Raw genomic sequence first — 24683 nt, forward strand, 5'->3', positions numbered from 1 at the left:
GCGCTCCTCAGGATGACGGGACTAACGGTCAAAACATCTCGAAATATTCGCGATGTTCCCAGTCGGTGACTTCGGCTTGAAACCGCTCGATCTCCGCATTCTTGATGTGGACGTAATAGTCGACGAACTCGGCGCCCAGCGCCTGGCGGAAGAACGGATCGTCGTCGAGCGCAAGCACTGCCTCGCGCAACGACTTCGGCAACAGCGCGGCCTCCGTCTCATAGGGCGTATCCGCCGAGGGACCGGGATCGAGCTTGCGGTCGACGCCGTCGAGGCCGGAGAGGATCTGGCTTGCCATATAGAGATACGGGTTCGCCGCAGGCTCGCCGATCCGGTTCTCCAGCCTTGTTGCGGAATCGCCGGCGCCGCCCAGCACGCGGATCATCACGCCGCGGTTGTCGCGGCCCCAGACCGCGCGGTCCGGCGCCAACGAATAGGAGCGGTAGCGCTTGTAGCCGTTGATGGTCGGCGTCGTGAACACGGTCGAGGCCCGCGCGTGCTCGATCAGGCCGGCGAGCCAGGCACGGCCGAACGGACTCAGCGGCTCCACGGTCTCCTTGGCCATGAAGGCGTTCTCGCCTGTGGCGCGCGACACCAGCGACTGATGCAGGTGCCAGCCGCTCGCAAACACGTTCGGCAGTTTCGGCCGGCACATGAAGGTCGCATGATAGCCGTGGCGGCGCGCGATTTGCTTCACCGCCGAACGAAACAGCACCATGGTGTCGGCAGGCACGAGGCCTGTCGTCGGCTGAAAGGTGAATTCGCACTGGCTCGGGCCGAACTCGAGCTCGACGGAGCGCAGGGGCAGGCCCAGCGACATGATGTCGCGGCGGATGATCTCGAGCGCCGGCTCCATCAAATCGTAGCGCTGCTCGGCGAGGTACTGGTAGCCGTGCCACAGCAGGCTGACGTCAGGTGGCCGGCCGGGCTGCCCCGCATCCTCCGGCGCCATATGCGCGTCGTCGAGCTTGAACAAATGGAATTCGACCTCGAGGCCGGCGACGAAATCGTAGCCGCGGCTGCCGAGCTGATCGAGCACCTTGCGATAGAGGCTGCGGGTGGCGAACGGCACCGGCCGGCCGTCGCTGAAATGGAGGTCGCAGAGCAGCCAGCCGGTGTTGGACGCCCAGGGCAGCACGCGGAAAGTGGTGGGGTCGGCGACCATCAGCACATCGGCGGCGCCCTCCATCTCTTTCATGCCAAAGCCGCCGCCGGCGGTGAACACCGGGAACACCGTCTTGTGCGAGGTGTCCTTGGCCAGCAGCGACGTGGTCATCGAGCAGCCGCCTTCCAGCGAGCGCACCGCTTCGCCCGCGATCAGCGTCTTGCCGCGCAGGATGCCGTGCTGGTCAGGGAATGACAGGCGGATGACTTCGAGATTCTTCTCTTCGACGATGCGCCGGAGGCGCTGTGCGGCCTCCTTCTGCTCGTCCGACCACAGCCCGTGACGCTCGACGAAACTCACGGCGTCACTCCTTTCGTCATTGCGAGGAGCGCAGCGACGAAGCAATCCACGTCTCCACAAGCGGCGCAATGGATTGCTTCGCTTCGCTCGCAATGACGGAGAACAATCATCACTCGGCCGCCGTCAGCTGATGCACCTTGCCGGCGATCTCGCGCGGCACCGGGGCGGCCCAGGGCGCGCCGCGGCGGCGCTTGACGTCGACCTCCATCCAGTAGAGCTCCCAGCCTTGGGTCGGCCCGATGCCGTCCATCGTCGCGGGGCCCTGGATGCTGCGCGCGGAGGCGTCGTCGAGGAACAGCATCGGCTTCTCGCCACCGGCGACCTTCTCGATCTCCCGCCGCAGCAGGCGGCGATACTGCACGATCGCCTTATCGCTCTGGCCGAGATGCTCGTTGGTGCGGTCCTGGATCGGTCCCATCGATTCCACCGCCCACTGGTCGTGGACGTTGATGTCGCTGCCCATGCCGGTATAGGTCACGGTCGCCTGCTCGTGCGGATCGAAGCCGTAATCGTTGCTTCGGTTCTTGCGCGACTTGTAGTCCGGCAATTCGTAAAGCTCGAGCCGCTGATCGCGCATCTTCTGCTTGTCGACGGGGGCGGTGAAGCTGGTGAAGATCGCGTACCAGTAGCAGTTCTCGTCATCGACCGGCACGTGCCACTGTGTGATCGTCATCTCGGTCGACATCGGGAGGACGAAGCCGTGCGGGAGCAACTGGTTGGTGACGCGCACATGGGTGCGCTCGGCATCGAGCTCGCGCAGCGTGATCAGGCGCAGGCCGTATTCGGTGTGCTCGACATTGATGATCGGGCGGTCATATTCGCGCATGATCTTGGTCATCGGCATGTCGCTGCCGGCGGAGGCGCCGCGGAACTGCTTGCCGTAGGCGGCGGATGTGTCTTCGTCCTCGAAGAAGCGATGCAGATAAGAGGCGTGCGCCGGATCGATACCGACCTCCAGCGCCTGCAGCCAGTTGCAGTTCATGTGGCCCTTGAACGCGAAGGTGTGGCTGTCGGGCGCCACGAAGCAATCAAGCTCGGCAAATGCCGGCGGCTCGCCTTCGCCCAGATAAGCCCAGAGGATGCCGCTCTTCTCCACCACCGGATAGGAGCGTTGTTTGATGCCCTTGCAGAGCTGCGATCCAGCAGGCTCGGCCGGCGTCTCGATGCATTGGCCGCTCGTATCGAACAGCCAGCCGTGGAAGGCGCAGCGCAGCCCGCCATTCTCGAGCCGGCCGAAGGCGAGGTCGGCGCCGCGATGCGCGCAATGGCGATCGATCAATCCGTAGCGGCCGTCCCCGCCGCGGAACAGCACGAGGTTCTCGCCGAGCAATCTCACCGGCCGCACCGGGCGTGTGCCCTGCAGCTCGTCCACCAGCGCCGCCGGCTGCCAGTACATTCGCATCAGCTTCCCGCAGGGGTCCTTGGCCCCGGTGCGGGTGATCAGATCGTTCGCTTCCTGGCTCATCATGGCGGCGTCTCCGTTTGGATTTGTTCGCCTATTGAACTAATGTTCGAATTATGCCATGTCTAATCGGGACAGCAAGCCCAATTTTTGAACCGTTCAAAGCCGGACCCGATGCCAAAGCTGAAGCGGACCTATCGGGACGAGCGCGGGACGGATTTCGTCGAGAGCCTCGATCGCGGCCTGCGCCTGTTGCAGGTGTTCGGCACCGTCAGCGGTCCGGCGACGCTCAGCGATCTCGCACGCGCCGCCGATCTGCCACGCGCCACCGCGCGGCGCATCCTGTTCACGCTCGCGCATGGCGGGTTCGTCGCGACCGACGGCAAGCTGTTCACACTGACACCGCACGTGCTGACATTGTCGGGCTCCTATCTGCGATCGAACCAGGTGGTGACGGTGCTGCAGCCGGTACTAGACCGCATCGCCACTGCAGCACAGGAGATCTCTTCGCTGGCACTGCTCGACGGCGACCACGTCGTGTTCGTGGCGCGCAGCAGTCCGACCCGCGTGTTCTCTGCCGGCCTCGACATCGGCTATCGCTTGCCGGCGTTCTGTACCTCAGTCGGCCGCACGATGCTCGGCCGGCTTGATGATGGTGAACTCACGGCACGATTGAAGGCGATGCGGCGCGAGCCGGTTACGCCGCAGACCGTGACCGATCCGAAGAAACTGCTGGCTCTGATTATCGCCGATCGTGCGCAGGGCTATTCACTCGTCGACCGCGAGGCCGAGCCGCATTTCCGCTCGATCTCGGTGCCGGTGCGCCGCTACGACGGCACCATCGTCGCCGCCATCAACATGGGCGCGCATGTCGATCGCGTGCCGAAGCAGGAATTGATCGATCGCTTCCTGCCGCTATTGCGGGAGGGAGCGGAGGATGTGAAGAGCCAGCTTCTATAGTCGGCTAGAGCGCCACGCTGCGTAGCCCGAACGAGCGCGCGTCGTTCTGCAACACCGGCCGCACCGAGTCGATCAGCCGCGCAGCGGCGGCGTCGACCGAAAGCCCTGCGGTATCCACCACTGCGGAAGCACGCGCGTAGAGCGGCTCGCGGCTGACCAGGATGTTGCGCAATTCGGCCATCGCCGAACGGTCGTCGGCCATCGGGCGAAGGTCGCCCTGGCGGCGGACGCGGGTCATGTGCTCTTCCGGCTCGGCCTTCAGCCAGATCGTGTAGAACGACGACAGGATCAAATCGAAGGTGAGCGGCTCGGAGACGATGCCGCCGCCGGTCGCGAGCACCATTAATTCCTTGCGCGCCAAAAGCTGCGTCAGCGCGGCCTGCTCCATGCGGCGGAAACCTTCCTGTCCGTAGAGCGCGATGATCTCGGCGACGGACAAGCCGTTCTGCGCCTCGATCTCCTTGTTGAGCTCGACAAAGCTCCAGTCGATCTTTTTCGCCAGCATCCTGCCCAGCGTCGTCTTGCCGGCGCCACGCAGTCCGATCAGCGCGATGCCGGAGAACGAGGCGCGGCGCGGCGCCGATGCGCTGCCGCCGGCGAGAATGTCCTTGGCCTGCGTGACCTGGTGCGGCGTCGCCTTGCGCAGGAGATCGCGGATCATGGCCCAGTCGGGCACCGGCTCGCCGGAGGGAATGAGATCTTCGAGATGCGCGCCCATTGCGTTGGAGACACGGCGCAGCAGCACGATCGAGACATTGCCTTTGCCGCTCTCGAGCTGGGCAATGTAGCGTTCGGAAATGCCTGAGACCTTGGCGAGCACCTTGCGCGACATGCCGCGTAAAGCGCGCATCGTGCGCACGCGCTGGCCGAGCTGCTCGAGGAAATCGGTCTCCGGATCGGTCTCTGGGGTCATAATCCTTGCGCAACTCTCAGGTTCTAGGCAACATAATGCCGATGAGGATTGACAGCAAGCCAATGTAGTGGCTTTGTATGAATTATAATTCTTAAATGGGCAGGAGAGGCCGCGTGACGCGTTTCGGTCCGAGGAGCGGGGCATGACTACCAACGCAGTGCCTTACAACGCTGTCACCTGGCTGCTCGACCGCAATGTCGATGAAGGCCGCGGCGGCAAGATTGCCTTCGACGATACGGTCTCCCGGCTCACCTATGGCGAGCTGCAGCAGCAGACGCGCCGGCTCGGCAACATGCTGCGCCGGCTCGGCGTCCGCCGTGAAGAGCGGGTTGCGATGATCATGCTGGATACGGTCGATTTCCCGATCGTGTTCCTCGGCGCGATTCGCGCCGGTGTGGTGCCGGCGCCGCTGAACACGTTGCTGACTTCAGAACAATATGCCTACGTGCTGGCGGATTGCCGCGCGCGCGTGCTGTTTGTGTCCGAGGTGCTGCTGCCGGTCGTGAAGGACGTCATCGGCCGCCTGCCGGATCTCGAGCATGTCGTGGTCTCCGGCAAGGACGCGCACGGCTACAAAAAACTCTCGGACGAGATCGCGCGCGAGGGCGATGTTTTTGCGACCGTAGCGACCCATGCCGACGAGCCGGCGTTCTGGCTCTATTCGTCGGGCTCGACCGGCATGCCGAAGGGCGTACGCCATCTGCATTCCAATCTGGCCGCGACGGCGGAGACCTATGCCAGGCAGGTGCTCGGCATTCGCGAGGACGATGTCGGCCTGTCGGCGGCAAAGCTGTTCTTTGCCTACGGCCTCGGCAATGCGCTGACCTTCCCGATGTCGGTCGGCGCCACCACGGTGCTGAATGCGGAGCGTCCGACGCCGGCCGTGATGTTTGCGCTGCTGAACAAATATCATCCCAGCATCTTCTTCGGCGTGCCGACCTTGTTTGCGGCGATGCTGAATGATGAGTCGATGAAGGCGCAGCGCGGCGGGGATCGTCTGCGCATCTGCACCTCGGCGGGAGAAGCGCTGCCGGAATCGGTCGGCAACGCCTGGCGCGCGCGCTTCGGCGTCGACATTCTCGACGGCGTCGGCTCGACCGAATTGTTGCACATCTTCCTGTCGAACGCGCCCGGCGACATCAAGTACGGCACCTCCGGCCGTCCGGTGCCCGGCTACAAGGTGCGGCTGGTCAACGAGCTGGGTGCCGAGGTGGCCGACGGCGAAGTCGGTGAGCTGCTGGTCGATGCGCCCTCGGCCGGAGAGTGCTACTGGAACCAGCGCAGCAAGAGCCGCGCGACGTTCGAAGGGGTGTGGACCCGCACCGGCGACAAATATATTCGCGACGACGAGGGCCGTTACACCTTCTGCGGCCGCTCGGACGACATGTTCAAGGTCTCCGGCATCTGGGTCTCGCCATTCGAGGTCGAGAGCGCGCTGATCACCCATCCCGCGGTGCTGGAAGCGGCCGTGGTGCCGGAGGCCGATCCGGAAGGATTGCTGAAGCCGAAGGCGTTCGTCGTGCTGCGGCCCGAGGGCAGGATCGACGGCTTGCACGAGGCGTTGAAGGAACACGTCAAGCAGAAGATCGGCCCGTGGAAATATCCGCGCTGGATCGATGTCGTGGAGTCGCTCCCGAAGACCGCGACGGGAAAGATCCAGCGGTTCAAGTTGCGCGATGGCGAAGGCGTGAAGCCCTGAGGCGTCCGGTGAAGGGTCGCATGCAAGCGAGCGTTTGTGGCGTGAACTCCTGTGAGGTCAGCACTCCGGTCGGGCTCCCTCCCCCCTTGCGGGGGAGGGTCGGGGAGAGGGGTAAGCCCCGGGCGCCGACGTCAGAGATAAGACGCGGCCATATCAATGTTCGCCGCACGATCATCGCTGAGCCGAGCTTTGTTCTCGCTTCCCGTTATGTGGCGGAGCAAGCGGCACCCCTCTCCCTGCCCCTCCCCCGCAAGGGGGGAGGGAAGGAGAGAGTTGTGATCGCCTCGCTAGCAAGTTGAGAATGGAGCTTCGCGTGACTCTCGCACCATCAGGCTTCCTCTCCATCGACGGCGCCGATCTCGAATACCGCATGATCGGTCCGTCCCCCGACGCGGCGCCGACCATCGTGATGCTGCATGAAGGACTCGGCTCGGTCGGCCTGTGGGGCGATTTTCCCGAGAAGCTGCAGGCTGCGACCAATGCGGGCGTGTTCGTCTATTCGCGCGCCGGCTATGGCGCCTCCACATCGGTGAAGCTGCCGCGGCCGATCGATTACATGCAGGTCGAGGCGCTCGACGTGCTGCCGAAGCTGCTGGACCGGATCGGATTCCGCCGCGGGCTGCTGGTCGGCCATTCCGATGGCGCCTCGATCGCGGCGATCTATGCCGGCGCGCATCAGGATCATCGGCTGCAGGGGATTGCGCTGATGGCGCCGCATTTCGTCGTCGAGGACATCTCGGTGAAATCGATCGTCGAGATCAGGACCGCGTATGAGACGACCAACCTCAGGGAGAAGCTCGCGCGCTGGCACAAGGACGTCGACAACGCCTTCCATGGCTGGAACGGTGCCTGGCTCGATCCGGCATTCCGCGATTGGGACATCTCCGAATATCTGGCCTATGTCCGCGTGCCCGTGCTGATCGTGCAGGGCGTCGACGATCAATACGGCACGATGCGCCAGGTCGAGATCGCGAAGGAGGAGTGCTACTGCCCGGTCGACGTCGCCGCTGTGGTCGGCGCCGGCCATTCGCCGCACCGCGAGGCGCCGGCGGTGACGCTGGAGGCGGTCACCGAATTCACCCGCGCAGCGCTGCGCGACGACCGGGCACTGGCGGCCTGAAGTTTATCTCCGGTCCTAGGTCATTGGCCGAACGGACAATTTGGCCAACATGAAACAAAATGCATGTTTTTTCGTTTTGAACTGGACTAGACCGAAAACATGCATTATTGTGCATATAGCTAAACCGATAAAGCTGAACCAACAACGTTGAAGGGTGGCCCAATGGCTGGCGACGATCGCGTCCTTGCAGGCGGGGCGAAATACATCGATTTCCAGACCGAGCCACAGCGCTACCGGCACTGGAAGCTGGACGTGCAAGGCGATGCCGCGACGCTGACCATGGACGTCGACGAGAACGCCGGCCTGTTCGAAGGCTATCAGCTCAAGCTCAATTCCTACGACCTCGGTGTCGACATCGAGCTTGCCGACGCCGTGCAGCGGCTGCGCTTCGAGCATCCGGACGTAAAGGTCGTGGTGATGCGCTCGGGCAAGAACCGGGTGTTCTGCGCCGGCGCCAACATCCGCATGCTGGCGGGCTCGACGCACGCCCACAAGGTCAATTTCTGCAAGTTCACCAACGAGACCCGCAACGGCCTCGAAGATTCCAGCGAGAATTCCGGCCAGAGCTTCATCACCGTCGTCAACGGCACCGCGGCCGGCGGCGGCTATGAGCTCGCGCTCGCCACCGACCACATCATGATGGCCGACGACGGCGCGGCCGCCGTCGCGCTGCCGGAAGTGCCGCTGCTCGCAGTGCTGCCGGGCACCGGCGGTCTCACGCGGGTGGTCGACAAGCGCAAGGTGCGCCGCGACCACGCCGACTTCTTCTGCACCATCGAGGAAGGCATCAAGGGCAAGCGCGCCGTGCAGTGGCGGCTGGTCGACGAGATCGCGCCGAACAGCAAGCTCGAAGGCAAGCTTGCCGAGCGGGTCAAGGAATTCGCCGCGAAATCGAAGCGCAAAGGCTCGGGCAAGGGCGTAACGCTGGCGCCGCTGCAGCGAACCATCGACGACAGCGCGATCCGCTACGGTTTCGTCAGTGTCGATATCGATCGCGCTGCGCGGATTGCGACCATCTCCATCAAGGCGCCGGAAGCCACTGTAACCGCCGACATCGACAACATGATCGCGCAGGGCGCATCGTTCTGGCCGCTGCAGGTTGCCCGCGAGCTCGATGATGCGATCCTGCATCTGCGCATCAACGAACTCGGCATCGCGATGCTGGTGTTCAAGAGCCATGGCGACCGCGCCAACGTCGTCAGCTATGACGCCTTCCTCGAGGCCAACAAGGCGCACTGGCTGGTCAACGAGATCAGGCACTACTGGAAGCGCGTGCTCAAGCGCATCGACGTCACCTCGCGCACGCTGGTGACGCTGGTCGAACCCGGCTCCTGCTTCGTCGGCTCGCTGGCCGAACTCGTGTTCGCCGCCGACCGTTCCTACATGCTGATCGGCCAGAAGCAGGGCGACAACCGCGCCCCGCCGACCATCGAACTGACCGCGATGAATTTCGGGCCGTATCCGATGAGCCACGGCCTGACCCGGCTGCAGTCGCGTTTCCAGGCCGATCCGTCGGATGTTGAGCGCGCGCAGGCGTCGATCGGCAAGGCGATCGACGCCGAAGAGGCCGAAGAGCTCGGCCTCGTCACCTTCGCGCTCGACGATATCGACTGGGACGACGAGGTCCGCGTGTTCCTCGAGGAACGCACCTCGTTCTCGCCCGACAGTCTCACCGGCATGGAAGCGAATTTGCGCTTCGTCGGTCCGGAGACCATGGAATCGAAGATCTTCTCGCGCCTCACCGCGTGGCAGAACTGGATCTTCCAGCGCCCGAACGCGGTCGGTGAAGAGGGCGCGCTCCGCCGTTACGGCACCGGCCAGAAGGCGCAATTCGATATGACGAGAGTGTAGAGGCGAATAGGGAGTGGCGAATAGCGAATAGGGGTTTCCATTCGCTACTCGCCATTCGCTATTCGCGGTTCACGAAAACGATCTGTCCAACGCGGGAGAGCTCCCAATGAACATCATGAACGTCGACTACTCGACCAAGATTCCCAACAACGTGAATCTCGCCGAGGACCGCCAGGTGCTCAAGGCGCTGGAAGGCTGGCACCCCGGTTACATGGACTGGTGGGGCGACATGGGACCGGAGGGGTTCCAGGAATCGCTGGTCTATCTGCGCACCGCCTATTCGGTCGATCCGCGCGGCTGGGCCAAGTTCGACTATGTGAAGATGCCCGACTACCGCTGGGGCATCCTGCTTGCGCCGCAGGAAGAAAACCGCGTCATTCCGTTCGGCGAGGATTTTGGTAAGCCGGCCTGGCAGGAAGTGCCCGGCGAACATCGCGCGCTGCTTCGCCGCCTGATCGTGATCCAGGGCGACACCGAGCCGGCGTCGGTCGAGCAGCAGCGCCATCTCGGCAAGACCGCGCCATCGCTCTACGACATGCGCAATCTGTTCCAGGTCAATGTCGAGGAAGGCCGCCATCTCTGGGCGATGGTCTATCTGCTGCAGAAGTATTTCGGCCGCGATGGCCGCGAGGAGGCGGATGATTTGTTGCGCCGCCGCTCCGGCGATGCGGATAGCCCACGCATGCTCGGCGCCTTCAACGAAACGACGCCGGACTGGCTGTCGTTCTTCATGTTCACCTACTTCACCGACCGCGACGGCAAGATGCAACTGCATTCGCTGGCGCAGTCGGGCTTCGATCCGCTATCGCGCACCTGCCGCTTCATGCTGACCGAGGAAGCGCACCACATGTTCGTCGGCGAGACCGGCATTACCCGCGTCGTGCAGCGCACCTGCGATGCGATGCAGGAGGCCGGCATCACCGACCCGACCGACATTGCGAAAATCCGCGCGCTCGGCGTGATCGACCTGCCGACCATCCAGAAGAAGCTGAACCTGCACTATTCGCTGTCGCTGGATCTGTTCGGCTCTGAAGTGTCGACCAACGCGGCGAACGCCTTCAATACCGGCGTCAAGGGCCGTTACAAGGAAACCACGATCGAGGACGACCACCAGCTCAAGAACTCGACCTATCCAGTGCTCAAGCTCGTCAATGGCGAGATCAAGCGGGTCGATGAGCCGGCGCTGACGGCGCTCAACATGCGGCTGCGCGATGACTACTCGCAGGATTGCATCAAGGGCATGCTGCGCTGGAACAAGGTGATCTCGACATCGGGCTATGACTTCAGGCTGGAATTGCCGAACGTCGCCTTCCATCGCCAGATCGGCGAGTTCAGGGATGTCCACGCGACGCCGGACGGATTGCTGATCGACGATGCCACCTGGGCCAAGCGCAGGAACGATTGGCTGCCGTCGACCGCCGACGGTGACTTTATCGCCTCGCTGATGAAGCCAGTGACCGAAGCCGGCGAGTTCGCCTCCTGGATATCGCCGCCGAAGGTCGGCATCGACAACAAGCCCGGCGACTTCGAGTATGTGAAGATCGAGTACTGAGATTCTTTACCTCGCCCCGCAAGGGACCGCTTGCGGGGAGAGGTCGGATCGCTCTTGCGATCCGGGTGAGGGGGTACAGGTCTCTCGGCATTCGCATGCGTGGAGAGAGGCCCCTCACCCCAACCCTCCAAGAGCGAGCTACGCTCGTCTCGACCCCGCGAGGGAGCGCACCTCCGACGCCGTCGGCTATCTACCCCGCGATCTCAAGTCCCGCATTCGCGTAAACCACACCGCCATCGACCGCGATCGTGTTGCCGACCACGTAGTCGCCGGCGCGTGAGGCGAGATAAATCGCCAGCCCCGCCATGTCCTCGTCGGTTCCGATCCGGCCCGCCGGAATGCGTTGTGCGAGCTCGTCCGCGCGGTCGCGCGCCGCCCGGTTCATGTCCGACGCGAACGCGCCCGGTGCAATCGCGGTGACGTTGATATGCTCCTTGATCAGCTTGGTTGCCATCCGCCGCGTCAGATGGATCACGGCGGCCTTGCTGGCCGCGTAAGAGTAGGTCTCGCCCGGGTTGACGAAGATGCCGTCGATCGAGGCGATGTTGATCACCTTGGCTGGCCGGTCGTGCGAGGCGGCGGCGCGCAGCGGCTTCGCCAGCGCCTTGGTCAGGAAGAACAGCGACTTGACGTTGAGGTCCATGACCTTGTCCCAGCCGCTCTCCGGGAATTCGTCGAAATCCGCGCCCCATGCCGCGCCCGCATTGTTGACGAGGATGTCGAGCTTCGGCTCCAGCTTGATGACCTCCGTTGCGAGCTTGTCGCAACCCGCCACCGTCGAGATGTCGATCGGCAACGCGATGCATTCGCCGTCATAGGCGCTCGTGAGCTCCTTGGCGGTGGCCTCGCAGGGGCCGGCCTTGCGTGCCGATATGTAGACCTTCGCCGCACCCTGGGCGAGGAAGCCGGCTGCGATCATCTTGCCGATGCCGCGCGATCCACCGGTCACCAGCGCGACGCGGCCTTTGAGTGAGAACAGATCCTTGAACATGTTGCCTCCGTGATTGCGGCAAGCGTTCTGAGCGCGTTGGCTGGGCTAGTCAAGGAACCGCTGGCGCCGACGTGTGCGCCCTGCATCAACTCGAAGCAACATACTGGCTATTCTTCATGCAGAGATTGAGCGCTGTTCGATCACCGTTTCTTGAGATGTGATGCAGTGCACAAGTGCATCGATCGACTTGGCGCATCATGCGCGTGGGTGGAATTCCGAGGCAAATTTCGAGACAGGAGTTTCTGACGTGAAGCACATTGCATTTCCGGCGGCGGGTGTGACGCCCGTCAGCATTATTCCTTTTGGCAAGCGACGAAGAGGTTTGTTCGCGTCGATTCTCGGCGCACTTCATTACACGCGGCGGATTCAGGCGCGCCGCGTCCTCAAGCAGTATCAGCATCTGATCGATCGGGCGGAGCAGCGCCGCATCGAACTGGAGGGGCGCGACCATGTCAGTCACTGAACGATCGTCGGCGCGCAAATCGGTGATCCGGTTTCCCGAACTTAGTGAGACCACGCTGCTTGTTGCGATCGTGGTCGGATTTCTCGTCCTTCACCTTCTCACGGCGATATTGCTGATGCCGGCCGCCAGGAGCGATCCGGCAACACCGCCGGGAGAGACGAGAGCCGTTCTCACCGAGTAGCGCCCGTAATCAATTAATCTTTGCTGCAACCAACGGAGGTCCGCTGATGGCCGACGTGACGTCATTCCTTTTGCTCAGCGCCGCGGTCTTCTGTGGCGCCTTCGTGTCCGGCCTCGCCGGCTTCGCGTTTTCTGCGGTCGCAGGCGCCATCCTGCTGCATGCGATGCCTCCGACCGAGGCCGTGCCGCTGATGATGGCCTGCAGCGTCGGCGTGCAGGGCTCCAACCTCTGGGCGCTCCGGCAGAACATTCAGTGGAAGCAGAGCCTGCCGCTGATTCTCGGCGGCTTGCTCGGCGTGCCGATCGCGCTCTGGCTGCTGCACAATACCGACAGCCGCATTTTCCGCGAGGGCTTTGGCTTGATGGTCGCCGTCTACGCCGGGTACATGCTGTTCAGGCCGGCGATCGCCTACGTTCAAGCAATGCATCTGGGGCGCAACGCGCTGGTCGGATTCGGCGGCGGCCTGATCGGAGGGCTGACGGCGATGCCCGGTGCCCTGCCGACCATCTGGTGCGACATGCACGGCGTGCCGAAGCAGCAGCAGCGCGGCCTGGTGCAACCCTTCATCGCGGCGATGCAACTATCCGCGCTCGCCATGCTGCTGCTGCACCACGACCTGTCGGTGTCAGTCGTTCGCGACTTCGTTCTCGGTGTGCCGGCGCTGCTTGCCGGATCGTGGCTTGGAATCTTCGCGTTTCGCAATATCAACGAGGCCAATTTCAGGCGCGTGATTCTCGCTTTACTGCTGGTGTCGGGCCTGCTGCTGGTGGTGTGACGATTACGCCGCGTCGATGCGGCGGAAGCCGTTCCACATCGCGGTGGCGGCACCCGAGGTCAGCACCGGCAGGATGCGCGCATCCTGGTAGTTGCCGTTCAGCGAGACGCGCTGCAGGGCGGTAAGATGGTCGGCGCTTGCCGGGAACAGCATGCCTGGCCGCGTCGTCACCGCGGTCTTGAAGCCGATGGTCTTCGCGAGCGTGAATTCGCGCGGTCCGGCGGCGATCCTGTCGCCATAGGGATAGGCGAGATGCAGTGCCGGCCGCTGCAGCGCGTCCTCGATCCGTGCCCGGCTGGTCCCAAGCTCGAACGACGCGGTCGCCGCGGTCTGCTTGGCGAGATTGCAGTGCGTGATGGTATGCGCGCCGATCGTGACCAGCGGATCGTCGGCGAAGCTCTTCAACTCATCCCACGACAGGCAGAACTCGCGGGCGATCGCGGTCTCGTCGACACCGTGGCGGCTGCAGAGCGCCGCGATCTCGCGTTGCACGTCGGCTTCGCCGGGCAATGAGCGCAGCCAATCGTGCATGCGGTCGAACGCTGCCTGCTTGGCCTGTGACGTCGATGCGTCAAGCCGCGTCATGGTGCCGCCGATCGGCACCTCGATGGCGGACGCCGCGGCAATCACCCGCTCCAGCGCGATCCACCACAGCCGGCCACTTCCTTCGGCGAAATCGCTGGCGACAAAGACGGTCAGCGGTGCGTCAAACTCGCGCATGACAGGCAGCGCGAAATCCCTGTTGTCGCGATAGCCGTCGTCGAAGGTGAAGCAGGCAAAGCGCCGCGCGAAATTCCGTTCGGTGAGGCGATGATGCGCCTCATCCATGCCGATGATGTCGATGTCGAGCGCGCGCAGATGCGCCAGCGTCGCACGCAGGAACTCCGGCGCGACCTCGAGATGATGATTCGGCTGGAATGCGACGTCGCGTCGCGGGCGGACGTGGTGCAGCATGAAGATGGCGCCGACGCCGGCGAAGATCGGCCGCAGCAGCACATGCGCGCCGGAATAATACAGCGCGCCCAGCCCGGCTCGGATGACGGTGTTGCGAAGCTGTTTCATGAGGATGCGGGCCGGCCGATTTGCATTCCGGCGAGAAGTTAGCGAAAGACCATTGAAGAAACCATTATTCCAACCAGACACCGCACCTCTGCCATCTGGCGTGAATTGGGGTTTGACAGTCGGCCAAGGGTTTGTTTTCTCTCTGATTCCGGAGCCGCAGGACCCTTAATGCACGGACTTTTCAAGTGGAGCAGCAAATGGTGGCCGGGCGTGATTCCGCTGGTCATCTTTTGGGGTATCGCAGCCTGGACGAGCACCGCGAAGGTCGAGGACGATCTTGCCGCGCGCGCAAATGCCGCACTCAAGGATACCGTTCTCGACAAGCGTCGCATCAGCGTCGACGGCCGCGACGTGACCTTCACGGCCAACGCGTTCTCCGAGGATGGCCGCGTCAGCGCGGTGGCTTCGGTAGAAGCCGTGCCGGGCGTGCGATTGGTTAACGATGAATCCCGGCTCGTTCCTGAAGCCAAGCCATATGTCTGGTCCGCCGAACGCGACGTCGTCCGGGTGACGCTCGGGGGCAATTCTCCGCTGCCGTCGAGCAAAAGCAAATTGATGGAGGCCGCGAAGGCCAGTCTCGGCGGCGTCGAAGTGGTGGATCAGATGGGGCTCGCCCGCGGCGCGCCACAGCGGTTCGACGCTGCGGCGCTGCTGCTGCTCGACCAGATCGGCAAGCTGAAGGACGGCAAGATCACGTTGACCGACACCAAGGTCAATCTCTCGGGCATGGCGCGCGATCTTGGTGGCCGCGAGGCGATCGCGGCGGCGCTGAAGAACCTGCCGGAGGGCTATTCGGTCGCCGCCAACGACGTCCAGGCGCCGCCCTACGTGTTCCAGGCCTACAAGGATCCGGTCGCGGTGACCCTGACACTGACCGGCTATGTTCCCGATAACAACGTGCACGCCGCGCTGGTCGCGGCGGCGGGGCGCAAATTCTTCAGCGAGAAGGTGGTCGACAATCTCAAGGCCAGCGTCGGCGCGCCCACAGGCTTTGCCGCGGCGGTGGCGCCGGCGCTCGGCGCGCTGTCGCGGCTCTCGACGGGCACGCTTGTGGTGTCGGACCGCGAGGTGAAACTGTTGGGCGATGCGCTCTATGATGTCGCCGCCGGCCAGATCCGCAACGGGCTCGGCAAGGAGTTTCCGCAGGGCTGGCAGTACAAGGCCGAGGTCTCGGTCAAGCCGGCCGCCGCGCCGGTCGATCCCACAGTGTGCCAGCAACTGTTTTCCGAGATCCTGTCGAAGGGCAATATCCGCTTCGAATCCGGCAAGGCCGACATCGTTTCCGACTCGGCAGGCCTGCTCGATCGCCTGATCGAAACCGCGATGCGCTGCCCGAGCGCGACGATCGAGATCGCCGGCCACACCGACTCTGACGGCGAGGAAGCCGCCAACCAGGCGCTGTCGGAGAAGCGTGCGCAGGCGGTGATGGATTATCTGGCCCGCGCCGGCCTGCCGGCCGAGCGCTTCGTGCCGATAGGTTATGGCAGCACGCAGCCGGTTGCCGGCAACGACAGCGAAGACGGCAAGGCGCAGAACCGCCGCATCGAATTCGTGGTGAAATAGCGATGACCGTGCTCGCGACATTCTTCTGGGGCTGGCTCCTGGCGGCGGCGCTGCTCGGCTTCTGCATGGGCTGGATCGCCGTGGTGCACCGGGCGCAGGGCGTCTCGAAGCTCTGGATCCGGTTGCTGGCGCTGCTCGCTCTCGCGCTGGTCGCCGCGTCGTTCACGCGGATCGTCCCCGGCCGCTTCGGCTATTGGCTCGATCTCTTGCTGGTGATGTTCGCACTCTATCTCTGCGGCTGCGCGATAGGCTCCTGGCTGCGCGACTGGGTGGTCTCGCGCAGCAGCAGACCGACTGGGTGACGTTTCGTCGCCGCGATGCGGTCCGCGTCGCTATCCGTATTTTCCCGGTGTGACGTGTGAAGGGCTTGGCGGGCTATCTGCCGCACCAGCACCACAAAGCCTCGTCCGCGTGCCGCGAAATGCTCAAATTTGTGCATCCGCTGTCATGAATCGTCCCTAATATCTTGAACAAGCGTGTTTTATTCTCGCTTCACGAATTCCACTCCAGCCCAAAACGCGCTAATGGGGGCAGGGAACAGCGAAGCGTCGGCGGGGTTCGCCCGAGAGCCGTCGGCGCAGGATCGCAATTCGAGGTCTAGATGCAGGAAGCAATACGCAGGGCGATCGCGTTTCTGCGCCAGAAGCAAGTCCTGCACAGGCTTGGCGTTGTCGTCAGCATCGCCGTCATCGGCATCGCCTGCTACGTCCTCTATCACATGCTGCGCGGCATCGACACCAACGAGGTGATCGAGGCGATCAAGAGCACCGAGCCGCGCCAGATCGCGCTGGCCGCGCTGTTCGTCACGGCAGGCTACTTCACGCTGACCTTCTATGACCTGTTTGCCGTGCGCGCGATCGGTCACGCCCATGTGCCCTATCGCGTCAACGCGCTCGCTGCCTTCACGTCGTACTCGATCGGCCACAATGTCGGCGCCAGCGTTTTCACCGGTGGCGCGGTGCGCTATCGGATCTATTCGGCCTGGGGCCTGAACGCGATCGATGTCGCCAAGATCTGCTTCCTCGCCGGACTGACCTTCTGGCTCGGCAATGCCGCGGTGCTCGGCCTCGGCATCGCCTACCATCCGGAGGCGGCCGCGAACATCGACCAACTACCGCCCTGGCTCAATCGCGCCCTCGCGTTCGCGATCATCACCGCGCTCGTCGCCTATGTGGTCTGGGTCTGGACCCAGCCGCGGGTGGTCGGCCGCGGCCCCTGGACGGTGACCCTGCCGGGCGGCCCGCTGACGCTGTTGCAGATCGTGATCGGCATCGTCGACCTCGGCTTCTGTGCGCTGGCGATGTATGTGCTGGTGCCGGATGAACCTAACCTCGGCTTCGTCGTGGTCGCCGTGATCTTCGTGTCGGCCACCTTGCTCGGGTTCGCCAGCCATTCCCCCGGCGGCCTCGGCGTGTTCGACGCCGCCATGCTGGTCGGCCTCTGGCAGATGGACCGCGAGGACCTGCTGGGCGGCATGCTGCTGTTTCGGCTGCTCTACTATATTGCGCCGTTTGTCATATCTGTAATCTTGCTGACGTTTCGGGAGGTTATTCTCAGCGCCCGACTGAAGCGGCTGCCGCAGGCTGATTCGGGTCCCCATGCCGGGCCGCAGCACGAGGCGGTCTATGTCCGCAAGCGTGGTGATTCCGGCGTCTGACGCAGCGGCCGAATGCCTCCTTGCGAAGCAAGCCTGGTCTCGCCTGAGGACGACATGAACCGACGGGAAGAAAGCCGCCGCGATGGCCATTGACGATTCGCCCTCATCGATTTTCTCGCCGTGGCCGGACCGGTTGCGTCACGCGGCGATCATCCTTTTGGCCGCAGCACTTGCGCTCAGCGTGGTGGTTGCGCTCGGCGAATTGTCGCCGGTGCGCGCCTGCGCGGTGTTCGCCTGCATCGCGGCCGCGGCCCTGGTGCCCTGGCGGCTGCACGATCATGCGACGTCCCGCGAGGATGTCCGCGGCGTCAATCCGGTCGAGACCGCCGCCGTCAACGCCGTGGTCGCCGGCATGCCGGATCCGGCCGTGTTGCTGGATCGCGCCGGCCGCGTCATCCACCTCAACACCGCAGCCGCCGAGCTTGCGCCGGCGCTGCGCAAGAATGAACTGGCGCAATTTGCCCTGCGTTCGCCCGAGATCATCACCGCGCTGCGCGAGGCGATCGCGACCAGCGAGCCGCGCCGCGCCACCTATACCGACCACGTCCCGGTCGATCGCTGGATGGAGTTGGTCATCACGCCGGTCCCGGTGCCGACGCAGTTCGGCGGCACCGACAAGTGCATGCTGATGACCTTCCACGACCTGACGCCGCTGCGGCGGGTCGAGGAGATGCGCGCCGATTTCGTCGCCAATGCGAGCCACGAGCTGCGCACGCCGCTCGCCGCGCTGTCCGGCTTCATCGATACGCTGCAGGGGCCGGCGCGGGACGACGTCCGGGCGCGTGAACGCTTCCTCGGCATCATGCACGGCCAGGCGACCCGCATGGCGCGGCTGATCGACGACCTGTTGTCGCTGTCACGGGTCGAGCTCTCGGCCCATGTCCGCCCCGAAACCTCGATCGATATCGTGCCGATCGTCCGCCAGGTGGCCGACGGGCTCGAGGCGCTGGCCAGCGAACGCCAGGTCGAGATCGAGATCGATTTGCCCGAGAGGCCGGTCACCATCGCCGGCGACCGCGAGGAACTGCTGCGGCTGTTCGAGAACCTGATCGAGAATGCCCTGAAATACGGCGCCTCCGGTGGCCGCGTCATAGTGTCGCTGAGCCAGGCGGCGCAGACCGAGGCCAGCCCCGAAGTCCGTGTGATGGTTAGGGATTTCGGCCCCGGCATCGCGCCGGAGCACTTGCCGCGGCTGACCGAGCGGTTCTACCGGGTGGACGTCGGCGACAGCCGGAACCAGGGCGGTACGGGCCTCGGATTATCCTTGGTGAAACATATTCTTAACCGTCATCGCGGCCGTCTTTTAATCGAAAGCGTGCCGAAAAACGGCGCCACTTTTACCGCCTGTTTTCCCCGCCTGAAGACTCCGGTACCAGCACAAAGCTGAGTATTTCCAATACTTTAGTATAGTCATGCAACTGTCATCCAACCTTCGTAAAACCGGCACCGACCGCTCCTAGATGGGACCGGCGTGAGCGCGATCGGGCGCAATTGGCGCTTCGCTCACACGAGGAGATCATCATGAAATTCGTCAAGGCAATCTGCGCTGCCGGCTTGTTGGCGGTGTCGACGCCGGCTTTCGCGGCCGACATTACGGGCGCGGGATCGACCTTCATTTTCCCCGTGCTCTCGAAATGGGCTGACGCTTACAAGAAGGAATCGGGCAACGGCGTGAACTATCAGTCGATCGGTTCCGGCGCCGGGATCAAGCAGATCCAGGCCAAGACCGTCACATTCGGTGCGACCGACGCCCCGCTGAAGGCCGACCAGCTCCAGAAGGACGGTCTCGCCCAGTGGCCGATGATCATGGGCGCGATCGTTCCGGTCGTGAACATCGAGGGTGTCAAGCCGGGCGAAATCGTTCTCGACGGTCAGACCCTCGGCGAAATCTTCCTCGGCAAGATCACCAAGTGGGATGACGCTGCGATCAAGAAGCTCAACCCGAATGCCAAGCTGCCGTCGGACGCGATCGCCGTCGTGCACCGCGCTGACGGTTCCGGGACCACCTTCAACTTCACCGACTACCTGTCCAAGGTCAGCGCGGATTGGAAGAGCAAGATCGGTTCCGGCACGGCGGTCGAGTGGCCGGTCGGCGTCGGCGCCAAGGGCAATGAGGGCGTTGCCGCCAACATCGGTCAGACCAAGAACTCGATCGGCTATGTCGAGTATGCCTACGCCAAGCAGAACAAGCTGACCTACACCGGTCTGGTCAACAAGGCCGGCAAGACCATCCAGCCGACCAACGAAGCGTTCCAGGCCGCCGCCTCGAATGCCGACTGGGCCAACGCTCCGGGATACTACCTGATCCTCACCGACCAGCCCGGCGACAAGTCCTGGCCGATCGTCGCGTCGACCTTCGTGCTGATGCACAAGGAAGCGACCGACAAGGCCGCGTCGCAGGAAGCCCTCAAGTTCTTCAAGTACGCCTTCGAGAAGGGCGGCAAGATGGCTGAAGAGCTCGACTACATCCCGATGCCGGACTCGGTCATCAAGCTGATCGAGAAGACCTGGAACTCCGACATCAAGAGCTAAGCCTTACACTTCGAACCAAGCCTGTGCCGCCTTAAGGGGCGGCACAGGTCGCGACCAGCCCGGCTCCGACATCACCACAATAACAGCGGATCCCGGGTCCCGCGCCTGACAAGGCGCAACCGGAATGGCGCCGGCGAAAACGCCAGTGAAGATCGCTTCGGGGCGTAGCGGTTTGCGTAGCTTTCAAATAGTAAAGAGGGAATTGGCGTGGCAGACATGGCTGTTCAGGGCGATGTGATGGAAGCCGCCGGACCTTACGATCGCGCCAAGGCCCTCAGCGCCTTCAAGTTCGGTGATGCCACCTTCTATTGGATCACCCGCATCTCCGCGATTTCCGTTCTGCTGATCCTCGGCGGCATCATCGTGTCGCTGATCATCGGCGCATGGCCGGCGATGAAGGAATACGGCTTCGCCTTCCTGTGGACGCAGCGCTGGGCGCCCTCGGCCGATCCGCCGGTGCTCGGCGCGCTCGGCCCGATCTACGGTACCATGCTGACCTCGATCATCGCGATGATGATCGCGATCCCGGTCGGGCTCGGCATCGCCATCTTCCTGACCGAACTCTGCCCGCAAATGCTGCGCCGTCCGATCGGCATCGCGATCGAACTGCTCGCCGGCATCCCCTCGATCATTTACGGCATGTGGGGCTTCTTCGTGCTGGGCCCGTTCCTGGCCAACACGTTCCAGCCGTTCATCATCAGGATCTTCGAAGGCGTGCCGGTGCTCGGCGCGGTATTCGGCGGCCCGCCGTCCTATCTCAGCCTGTTCAACGCCGCGCTGATCCTCGCCATCATGGTGTTGCCGTTCATCACCGCGATCTCGGTCGACGTGTTCAAGACCGTGCCGCCGGTGCTGAAGGAGGCCGCCTATGGTATGGGCTGCACCACCTGGGAAGTGGTCCGCAGCGTCGTGATCCCCTACACGCGGGTCGGCGTGATCGGCGGCGTCATGCTGGCGCTTGGCCGCGCGCTCGGCGAGACCATGGCGGTGACCTTCATTATCGGCAACTCGTTCCGCATCTCGTCCTCGATCTTCGCGCCGGGCACTACTATCTCGGCGGCGATCGCCTCCGAATTCGCCGAGAGCGACGGGCTGCACCAGTCCGCCCTGATCCTGCTCGGCCTGCTGCTGTTCGTGCTGACCTTCTTCGTGCTCGCCGGAGCGCGGCTGATGCTGATGCGGCTTGAAAAGAAGGCGGGGAAGTGACGCCATGAACCCGATCTACAAATCCCGCCGCCGCACCGACGTCATCATCCGGCTGCTGTGTGTCGGTGCCGCGGCGTTCGGCGTCACCTGGCTGGCGCTGATCCTGGCGACGCTGCTCTACAACGGCCTTGCCGGGCTGAGCGTGCAGCTCTTCACCCAGAACACGCCGCCGCCCGGCTCGAACGAAGGCGGCCTTCTCAACGCGATCGTCGGCTCGGTCATCATGACCGTGATCGGGGTCGGCGTCGGCGCGCCGCTCGGCCTGTTCGCCGGCACCTATCTCGCCGAATACGGCAGGCATGACCGGCTCACCTCGGTGATCCGGTTCATCAACGACATCCTGCTCAGCGCGCCCTCGATCATCATCGGCCTGTTCATCTATGGTGCCGTCGTGGTGCCGATGCGCGGCTTCTCGGCGATCGCGGGCTGTCTGGCGCTCGCGGTCATCGTGATCCCGGTCGTGCTGCGCACCACCGAGGACATGCTGCTGCTGGTGCCCAATCCGCTGCGCGAAGCGGCCTCCGCGCTTGGCCTGCCACGCTCGCTGGTGATCAAGCGGATCGCTTATCGCGCCGCCCGGTCGGGTTTGATCACCGGCGTGCTGCTGGCGACCGCCCGCGTCGCCGGCGAGACCGCGCCGCTGTTGTTCACCGCGCTGTCGAACCAGTTCTTCAGCCTGGATCTGACCAAGACGATGGCCAACCTGCCGGTGACCATCAACAACTTCGTGCAGAGCCCCTATGCCTACTGGAAAGAGTTGGCCTGGAGCGGCGCTTTGCTCATCACCTTCACCGTGCTCGCCCTCAACATCGGCGCGCGCATCCTTGGTGCCGAAAGGGCCGCAAAATGACCGAGCTCTCCGTTTCGACGACTACCCCGAGCCACGTTGCTCCGCATGCGCCGCTGCCGGATGCGCCCCCGAAGGTTACGGTACGCAACCTCAACTTCTATTACGGCGAGCACCATGCGCTGAAGAACATCAACCTGACGCTCGGCACCAACCGCGTCACCGCGTTCATCGGCCCGTCCGGCTGCGGCAAGTCGACTTTGCTGCGCATCTTCAACCGGATGTATGATCTCTATCCGGGCCAGCGCGCCGTCGGCCAGCTGATGCTGGACCAGACCAACATCCTCGATCCCAAGCTCGACCTCAATCTGTTGCGCGCGCGGGTCGGCATGGTGTTCCAGAAGCCGACGCCGTTCCCGATGACGATCTACGAGAACATCGCCTTCGGCATCCGCCTCTACGAGAAGATCTCGAAGTCCGAAATGGACGACCGCGTCGAGAAGGCGCTGCGCGGTGGCGCGCTGTGGAACGAGGTCAAGGACAAGCTGAACGCGTCGGGGCTCTCGCTCTCCGGCGGCCAGCAGCAGCGGCTGTGCATCGCGCGGACGGTTGCGGTGCGGCCCGAGGTGATCCTGTTCGACGAGCCGTGCTCGGCGCTCGATCCGATTTCGACCGCCAAGGTCGAGGAGCTGATCCAGGAGCTGTCCGAGGACTACACCATCGCGATCGTCACCCACAACATGCAGCAGGCGGCCCGCGTCTCCGACAAGACCGCCTTCATGTATCTCGGCGAACTGATCGAGTTCGACGACACCAACAAGATTTTCACCTCGCCCAGCGATCGACGCACGCAGGACTACATCACCGGCCGGTTCGGCTGAGGAGATAGACGATGGCTTCTGAACATACCGCCAAGGCATTCGACAGCGACCTGCAGGAACTGACACGCCTGGTCGCCGAGATGGGTGGCTTGGTCGAGCGCATGATCACCGAGTCGGTCGATGCGCTGATCCGCCGCGACGTAGCGCTCGGCAAGCGCGTCGTCGCTGCCGACATCGAGATCGACAGCTTGCAGCGCGTCATCGAGGAGCGCGCGGTTCTGACCATCGCACGCCGCCAGCCGATGGCGATCGATCTGCGCGAGATCGTCGGCGCGATGCGGGTGGCCACCGACCTCGAGCGGATCGGCGACCTCGCCAAGAACATGGGCAAGCGCGTCGCGGCGCTGGAGAGCGATTTCCAGCCGCTCAAGCTGATCCGCGGCCTCGAGCACATGACCGACCTCGTGCTGTCGCAGGTCAAGTCGGTGCTCGACGCCTATGCCGCCCACGATCTGCCGGCGGCGATGAACGTCTGGAAGGGCGACGAGGAGGTCGACGCGATCTGCACCTCGCTGTTCCGCGAACTGCTCACCTACATGATGGAAGATCCGCGCAACATCTCGTTCTGCATCCATCTGATGTTCTGCGCCAAGAACATCGAGCGGATCGGCGACCACGCCACGAATATCGCCGAAACCGTGTTCTACATGATCGAGGGCCAGCAGATCATGGACAAGCGTCCAAAGGGTGACATGACCAATTTCGCTACCACGGTTCCGGGCACCTAATCACCATCTGGCGAAGTGGGCACCGGCTTTCCGGCAAGAACGTGCTCATCAAGGAGATGATCGTTTCGGTTCGCGTCAGGACAACGGATCAGGACAGAGAGAACACAAACCGATGAGCGCACGCATTCTGGTGGTCGAAGACGAAGAAGCGCTGACGACGTTGTTGCGCTACAACCTCGACGCGGAAGGCTACGATGTCGAGACGGTCGGACGCGGCGATGACGCCGATACCCGGCTGAAGGAGCGCATTCCCGATCTTGTGGTGCTTGACTGGATGCTGCCGGGCCTCTCCGGCATCGAGCTGTGCCGCCGCCTGCGCGCGCGTCCCGAGACCAAGCAGCTCCCTATCATCATGCTGACCGCGCGCGGAGAAGAAAGTGAACGGGTGCGCGGCCTCGCCACCGGCGCCGACGACTACATCGTCAAGCCGTTCTCGGTGCCGGAACTGCTGGCGCGGGTGAAAGGCCTGTTGCGCCGGGCGAGCCCGGAGCGGCTTGCGACCGTGCTGACCTATGGTGACATCGAGCTCGACCGCGAGAAGCGCCGCGTGGCGCGCTCGGGCCGTCCGATCGATCTCGGCCCGACCGAGTATCGGCTGCTCGAGTTCTTCCTCGAGCATCCCGGCCGCGTGTTCAGCCGCGAGCAATTGCTCGACAGCGTCTGGGGCCGCGACATCTATATCGACGAACGCACCGTCGACGTGCATATCGGCCGCCTGCGCAAGCTGCTCAATCCCGGCCGCGAGCAGGATCCGATCCGCACCGTGCGCGGTGCCGGCTACGCACTCGACGATCGTTTTGCAAAGGCCGAGCCGCAGCCGTAAGGCTGCGCGAACAGCAACACACCGTCGTCTGGGCCTAGTGAGGCAGCCACCGGCGGCAGGGTTCCCTCCCCC

23 protein-coding genes are annotated in these 24683 nt (G+C 63.8%); 18 read left to right on the top strand and 5 right to left on the bottom strand.

What is annotated here, in order from left to right:
• Positions 1-28: 28 nt before the first annotated feature.
• Together ACP2YO_RS04600 and ACP2YO_RS04605 are read right to left on the bottom strand one after the other, a co-directional pair.
• Positions 29-1465 (bottom strand): glutamine synthetase family protein, encoded by a 1437-nt coding sequence (locus ACP2YO_RS04600; protein WP_426439471.1) that lies wholly within the window; start codon positions 1463-1465, stop codon positions 29-31.
• Positions 1466-1574: 109 nt separating this feature from the next.
• Positions 1575-2933, bottom strand: a complete 1359-nt coding sequence (locus ACP2YO_RS04605) for a Rieske 2Fe-2S domain-containing protein (RefSeq protein ID WP_426439473.1) — start codon at positions 2931-2933, stop codon at positions 1575-1577.
• A 108-nt stretch (positions 2934-3041) separates the two neighbouring features.
• Between ACP2YO_RS04605 and ACP2YO_RS04610 the strand changes: the two genes are divergently transcribed.
• On the top strand, positions 3042-3827 hold the full coding sequence (locus ACP2YO_RS04610; RefSeq protein WP_426439475.1) for an IclR family transcriptional regulator domain-containing protein: 786 nt from the start codon (positions 3042-3044) through the stop codon (positions 3825-3827).
• Between the two features lie 4 nt (positions 3828-3831).
• Here ACP2YO_RS04610 and ACP2YO_RS04615 read toward each other — a convergent pair whose 3' ends face one another.
• Positions 3832-4740: a helix-turn-helix transcriptional regulator gene (locus tag ACP2YO_RS04615; protein WP_426439477.1), complete on the bottom strand. Its 909-nt coding sequence runs from the start codon at positions 4738-4740 to the stop codon at positions 3832-3834.
• Between the two features lie 142 nt (positions 4741-4882).
• Here ACP2YO_RS04615 and ACP2YO_RS04620 point away from each other — a divergent pair, with 142 nt between their 5' ends.
• The 4 genes from ACP2YO_RS04620 to boxB all read left to right on the top strand — a co-directional run bounded on the left by ACP2YO_RS04620 (position 4883) and on the right by boxB (position 10962).
• Positions 4883-6439, top strand: coding sequence for a benzoate-CoA ligase family protein (locus tag ACP2YO_RS04620; protein WP_426439479.1), 1557 nt, complete (start codon positions 4883-4885; stop codon positions 6437-6439).
• A 370-nt stretch (positions 6440-6809) separates the two neighbouring features.
• Positions 6810-7559 (top strand): alpha/beta fold hydrolase, encoded by a 750-nt coding sequence (locus ACP2YO_RS04625; RefSeq protein WP_426443062.1) that lies wholly within the window; start codon positions 6810-6812, stop codon positions 7557-7559.
• 162 nt (positions 7560-7721) lie between these two features.
• The gene (boxC, locus tag ACP2YO_RS04630; protein ID WP_426439481.1) at positions 7722-9410 is read left to right on the top strand and encodes a 2,3-epoxybenzoyl-CoA dihydrolase; all 1689 of its coding nucleotides are present in this window, start codon (positions 7722-7724) and stop codon (positions 9408-9410) included.
• A gap of 115 nt (positions 9411-9525) precedes the next feature.
• The gene (gene boxB / locus ACP2YO_RS04635; protein ID WP_426443063.1) at positions 9526-10962 is read left to right on the top strand and encodes a benzoyl-CoA 2,3-epoxidase subunit BoxB; all 1437 of its coding nucleotides are present in this window, start codon (positions 9526-9528) and stop codon (positions 10960-10962) included.
• A 190-nt stretch (positions 10963-11152) separates the two neighbouring features.
• On the opposite strand, the gene ACP2YO_RS04640 is transcribed toward boxB, so the two are convergent.
• Positions 11153-11953 carry an SDR family oxidoreductase gene (locus ACP2YO_RS04640; protein ID WP_426439483.1) on the bottom strand — a complete coding sequence of 267 codons (801 nt, stop codon included), beginning with the start codon at positions 11951-11953 and terminating at the stop codon, positions 11153-11155.
• Positions 11954-12200: 247 nt separating this feature from the next.
• Between ACP2YO_RS04640 and ACP2YO_RS04645 the strand changes: the two genes are divergently transcribed.
• The 3 genes from ACP2YO_RS04645 to ACP2YO_RS04655 are packed head-to-tail and all read left to right on the top strand — an operon-like array spanning position 12201 to position 13372.
• Positions 12201-12416: a hypothetical protein gene (locus ACP2YO_RS04645; RefSeq protein WP_426439485.1), complete on the top strand. Its 216-nt coding sequence runs from the start codon at positions 12201-12203 to the stop codon at positions 12414-12416.
• Positions 12403-12597, top strand: coding sequence for a hypothetical protein (locus ACP2YO_RS04650; RefSeq protein ID WP_426439487.1), 195 nt, complete (start codon positions 12403-12405; stop codon positions 12595-12597). The genes ACP2YO_RS04645 and ACP2YO_RS04650 overlap by 14 nt, the downstream gene beginning before the upstream one ends.
• Positions 12598-12643: 46 nt before the next feature.
• The gene (locus ACP2YO_RS04655; RefSeq protein WP_426439489.1) at positions 12644-13372 is read left to right on the top strand and encodes a sulfite exporter TauE/SafE family protein; all 729 of its coding nucleotides are present in this window, start codon (positions 12644-12646) and stop codon (positions 13370-13372) included.
• Positions 13373-13375: 3 nt separating this feature from the next.
• On the opposite strand, the gene ACP2YO_RS04660 is transcribed toward ACP2YO_RS04655, so the two are convergent.
• A complete protein-coding gene (locus tag ACP2YO_RS04660) occupies positions 13376-14434 on the bottom strand; it encodes a polysaccharide deacetylase family protein (protein WP_426439491.1) in 1059 nt (352 codons plus the stop codon).
• A 168-nt stretch (positions 14435-14602) separates the two neighbouring features.
• Here ACP2YO_RS04660 and ACP2YO_RS04665 point away from each other — a divergent pair, with 168 nt between their 5' ends.
• The 10 genes from ACP2YO_RS04665 (at position 14603) to phoB (ending at position 24611) form a co-directional block, all read left to right on the top strand.
• Complete coding sequence (locus ACP2YO_RS04665; RefSeq protein ID WP_426439493.1) at positions 14603-15997, top strand: OmpA family protein; 1395 nt, start codon at positions 14603-14605, stop codon at positions 15995-15997.
• Positions 15998-15999: 2 nt separating this feature from the next.
• A complete protein-coding gene (locus ACP2YO_RS04670; protein ID WP_426439495.1) occupies positions 16000-16299 on the top strand; it encodes a hypothetical protein in 300 nt (99 codons plus the stop codon).
• A gap of 299 nt (positions 16300-16598) precedes the next feature.
• On the top strand, positions 16599-17654 hold the full coding sequence (locus tag ACP2YO_RS04675; RefSeq protein ID WP_426439497.1) for a UPF0104 family protein: 1056 nt from the start codon (positions 16599-16601) through the stop codon (positions 17652-17654).
• 82 nt (positions 17655-17736) lie between these two features.
• The gene (locus ACP2YO_RS04680) at positions 17737-19041 is read left to right on the top strand and encodes an ATP-binding protein (RefSeq protein ID WP_426439499.1); all 1305 of its coding nucleotides are present in this window, start codon (positions 17737-17739) and stop codon (positions 19039-19041) included.
• A gap of 134 nt (positions 19042-19175) precedes the next feature.
• Positions 19176-20186, top strand: coding sequence for a phosphate ABC transporter substrate-binding protein PstS (pstS, locus tag ACP2YO_RS04685; protein ID WP_426439501.1), 1011 nt, complete (start codon positions 19176-19178; stop codon positions 20184-20186).
• A gap of 216 nt (positions 20187-20402) precedes the next feature.
• On the top strand, positions 20403-21392 hold the full coding sequence (gene pstC / locus ACP2YO_RS04690) for a phosphate ABC transporter permease subunit PstC (protein ID WP_426439503.1): 990 nt from the start codon (positions 20403-20405) through the stop codon (positions 21390-21392).
• A 4-nt stretch (positions 21393-21396) separates the two neighbouring features.
• The gene (pstA, locus tag ACP2YO_RS04695) at positions 21397-22242 is read left to right on the top strand and encodes a phosphate ABC transporter permease PstA (RefSeq protein WP_426439505.1); all 846 of its coding nucleotides are present in this window, start codon (positions 21397-21399) and stop codon (positions 22240-22242) included.
• The gene (gene pstB / locus ACP2YO_RS04700; RefSeq protein ID WP_426439507.1) at positions 22239-23060 is read left to right on the top strand and encodes a phosphate ABC transporter ATP-binding protein PstB; all 822 of its coding nucleotides are present in this window, start codon (positions 22239-22241) and stop codon (positions 23058-23060) included. The genes pstA and pstB overlap by 4 nt, the downstream gene beginning before the upstream one ends.
• A gap of 11 nt (positions 23061-23071) precedes the next feature.
• Entirely contained in the window at positions 23072-23788 is a 717-nt protein-coding gene (gene phoU, locus ACP2YO_RS04705; protein ID WP_426439509.1) for a phosphate signaling complex protein PhoU, read from the top strand.
• A gap of 112 nt (positions 23789-23900) precedes the next feature.
• Entirely contained in the window at positions 23901-24611 is a 711-nt protein-coding gene (gene phoB / locus ACP2YO_RS04710; protein WP_029079895.1) for a phosphate regulon transcriptional regulator PhoB, read from the top strand.
• Positions 24612-24683 lie beyond the last annotated feature (72 nt).

Origin of the sequence: Bradyrhizobium genosp. P, from assembly GCF_049949265.1 — a bacterium.
Taxonomy (GTDB): Bacteria; Pseudomonadota; Alphaproteobacteria; order Rhizobiales; family Xanthobacteraceae; genus Bradyrhizobium.

Excerpts from the sequence above, each read along its gene's own strand:
- ACP2YO_RS04605 (WP_426439473.1), bottom strand. The coding sequence starts at position 2,933 with ATGATGAGCCAGGAAGCGAACGATCTGATCACCCGCACCGGGGCCAAG.
- ACP2YO_RS04610 (WP_426439475.1), top strand. The coding sequence starts at position 3,042 with ATGCCAAAGCTGAAGCGGACCTATCGGGACGAGCGCGGGACGGATTTC.
- ACP2YO_RS04615 (WP_426439477.1), bottom strand. The coding sequence starts at position 4,740 with ATGACCCCAGAGACCGATCCGGAGACCGATTTCCTCGAGCAGCTCGGC.
- ACP2YO_RS04620 (WP_426439479.1), top strand. The coding sequence starts at position 4,883 with ATGACTACCAACGCAGTGCCTTACAACGCTGTCACCTGGCTGCTCGAC.
- ACP2YO_RS04625 (WP_426443062.1), top strand. The coding sequence starts at position 6,810 with ATGATCGGTCCGTCCCCCGACGCGGCGCCGACCATCGTGATGCTGCAT.
- boxC (WP_426439481.1), top strand. The coding sequence starts at position 7,722 with ATGGCTGGCGACGATCGCGTCCTTGCAGGCGGGGCGAAATACATCGAT.
- boxB (WP_426443063.1), top strand. The coding sequence starts at position 9,526 with ATGAACGTCGACTACTCGACCAAGATTCCCAACAACGTGAATCTCGCC.
- ACP2YO_RS04640 (WP_426439483.1), bottom strand. The coding sequence starts at position 11,953 with ATGTTCAAGGATCTGTTCTCACTCAAAGGCCGCGTCGCGCTGGTGACC.
- ACP2YO_RS04650 (WP_426439487.1), top strand. The coding sequence starts at position 12,403 with ATGTCAGTCACTGAACGATCGTCGGCGCGCAAATCGGTGATCCGGTTT.
- ACP2YO_RS04655 (WP_426439489.1), top strand. The coding sequence starts at position 12,644 with ATGGCCGACGTGACGTCATTCCTTTTGCTCAGCGCCGCGGTCTTCTGT.
- ACP2YO_RS04660 (WP_426439491.1), bottom strand. The coding sequence starts at position 14,434 with ATGAAACAGCTTCGCAACACCGTCATCCGAGCCGGGCTGGGCGCGCTG.
- ACP2YO_RS04665 (WP_426439493.1), top strand. The coding sequence starts at position 14,603 with ATGCACGGACTTTTCAAGTGGAGCAGCAAATGGTGGCCGGGCGTGATT.
- ACP2YO_RS04670 (WP_426439495.1), top strand. The coding sequence starts at position 16,000 with ATGACCGTGCTCGCGACATTCTTCTGGGGCTGGCTCCTGGCGGCGGCG.
- ACP2YO_RS04675 (WP_426439497.1), top strand. The coding sequence starts at position 16,599 with ATGCAGGAAGCAATACGCAGGGCGATCGCGTTTCTGCGCCAGAAGCAA.
- ACP2YO_RS04680 (WP_426439499.1), top strand. The coding sequence starts at position 17,737 with ATGGCCATTGACGATTCGCCCTCATCGATTTTCTCGCCGTGGCCGGAC.
- pstS (WP_426439501.1), top strand. The coding sequence starts at position 19,176 with ATGAAATTCGTCAAGGCAATCTGCGCTGCCGGCTTGTTGGCGGTGTCG.
- pstC (WP_426439503.1), top strand. The coding sequence starts at position 20,403 with ATGGCTGTTCAGGGCGATGTGATGGAAGCCGCCGGACCTTACGATCGC.
- pstA (WP_426439505.1), top strand. The coding sequence starts at position 21,397 with ATGAACCCGATCTACAAATCCCGCCGCCGCACCGACGTCATCATCCGG.
- pstB (WP_426439507.1), top strand. The coding sequence starts at position 22,239 with ATGACCGAGCTCTCCGTTTCGACGACTACCCCGAGCCACGTTGCTCCG.
- phoU (WP_426439509.1), top strand. The coding sequence starts at position 23,072 with ATGGCTTCTGAACATACCGCCAAGGCATTCGACAGCGACCTGCAGGAA.
- phoB (WP_029079895.1), top strand. The coding sequence starts at position 23,901 with ATGAGCGCACGCATTCTGGTGGTCGAAGACGAAGAAGCGCTGACGACG.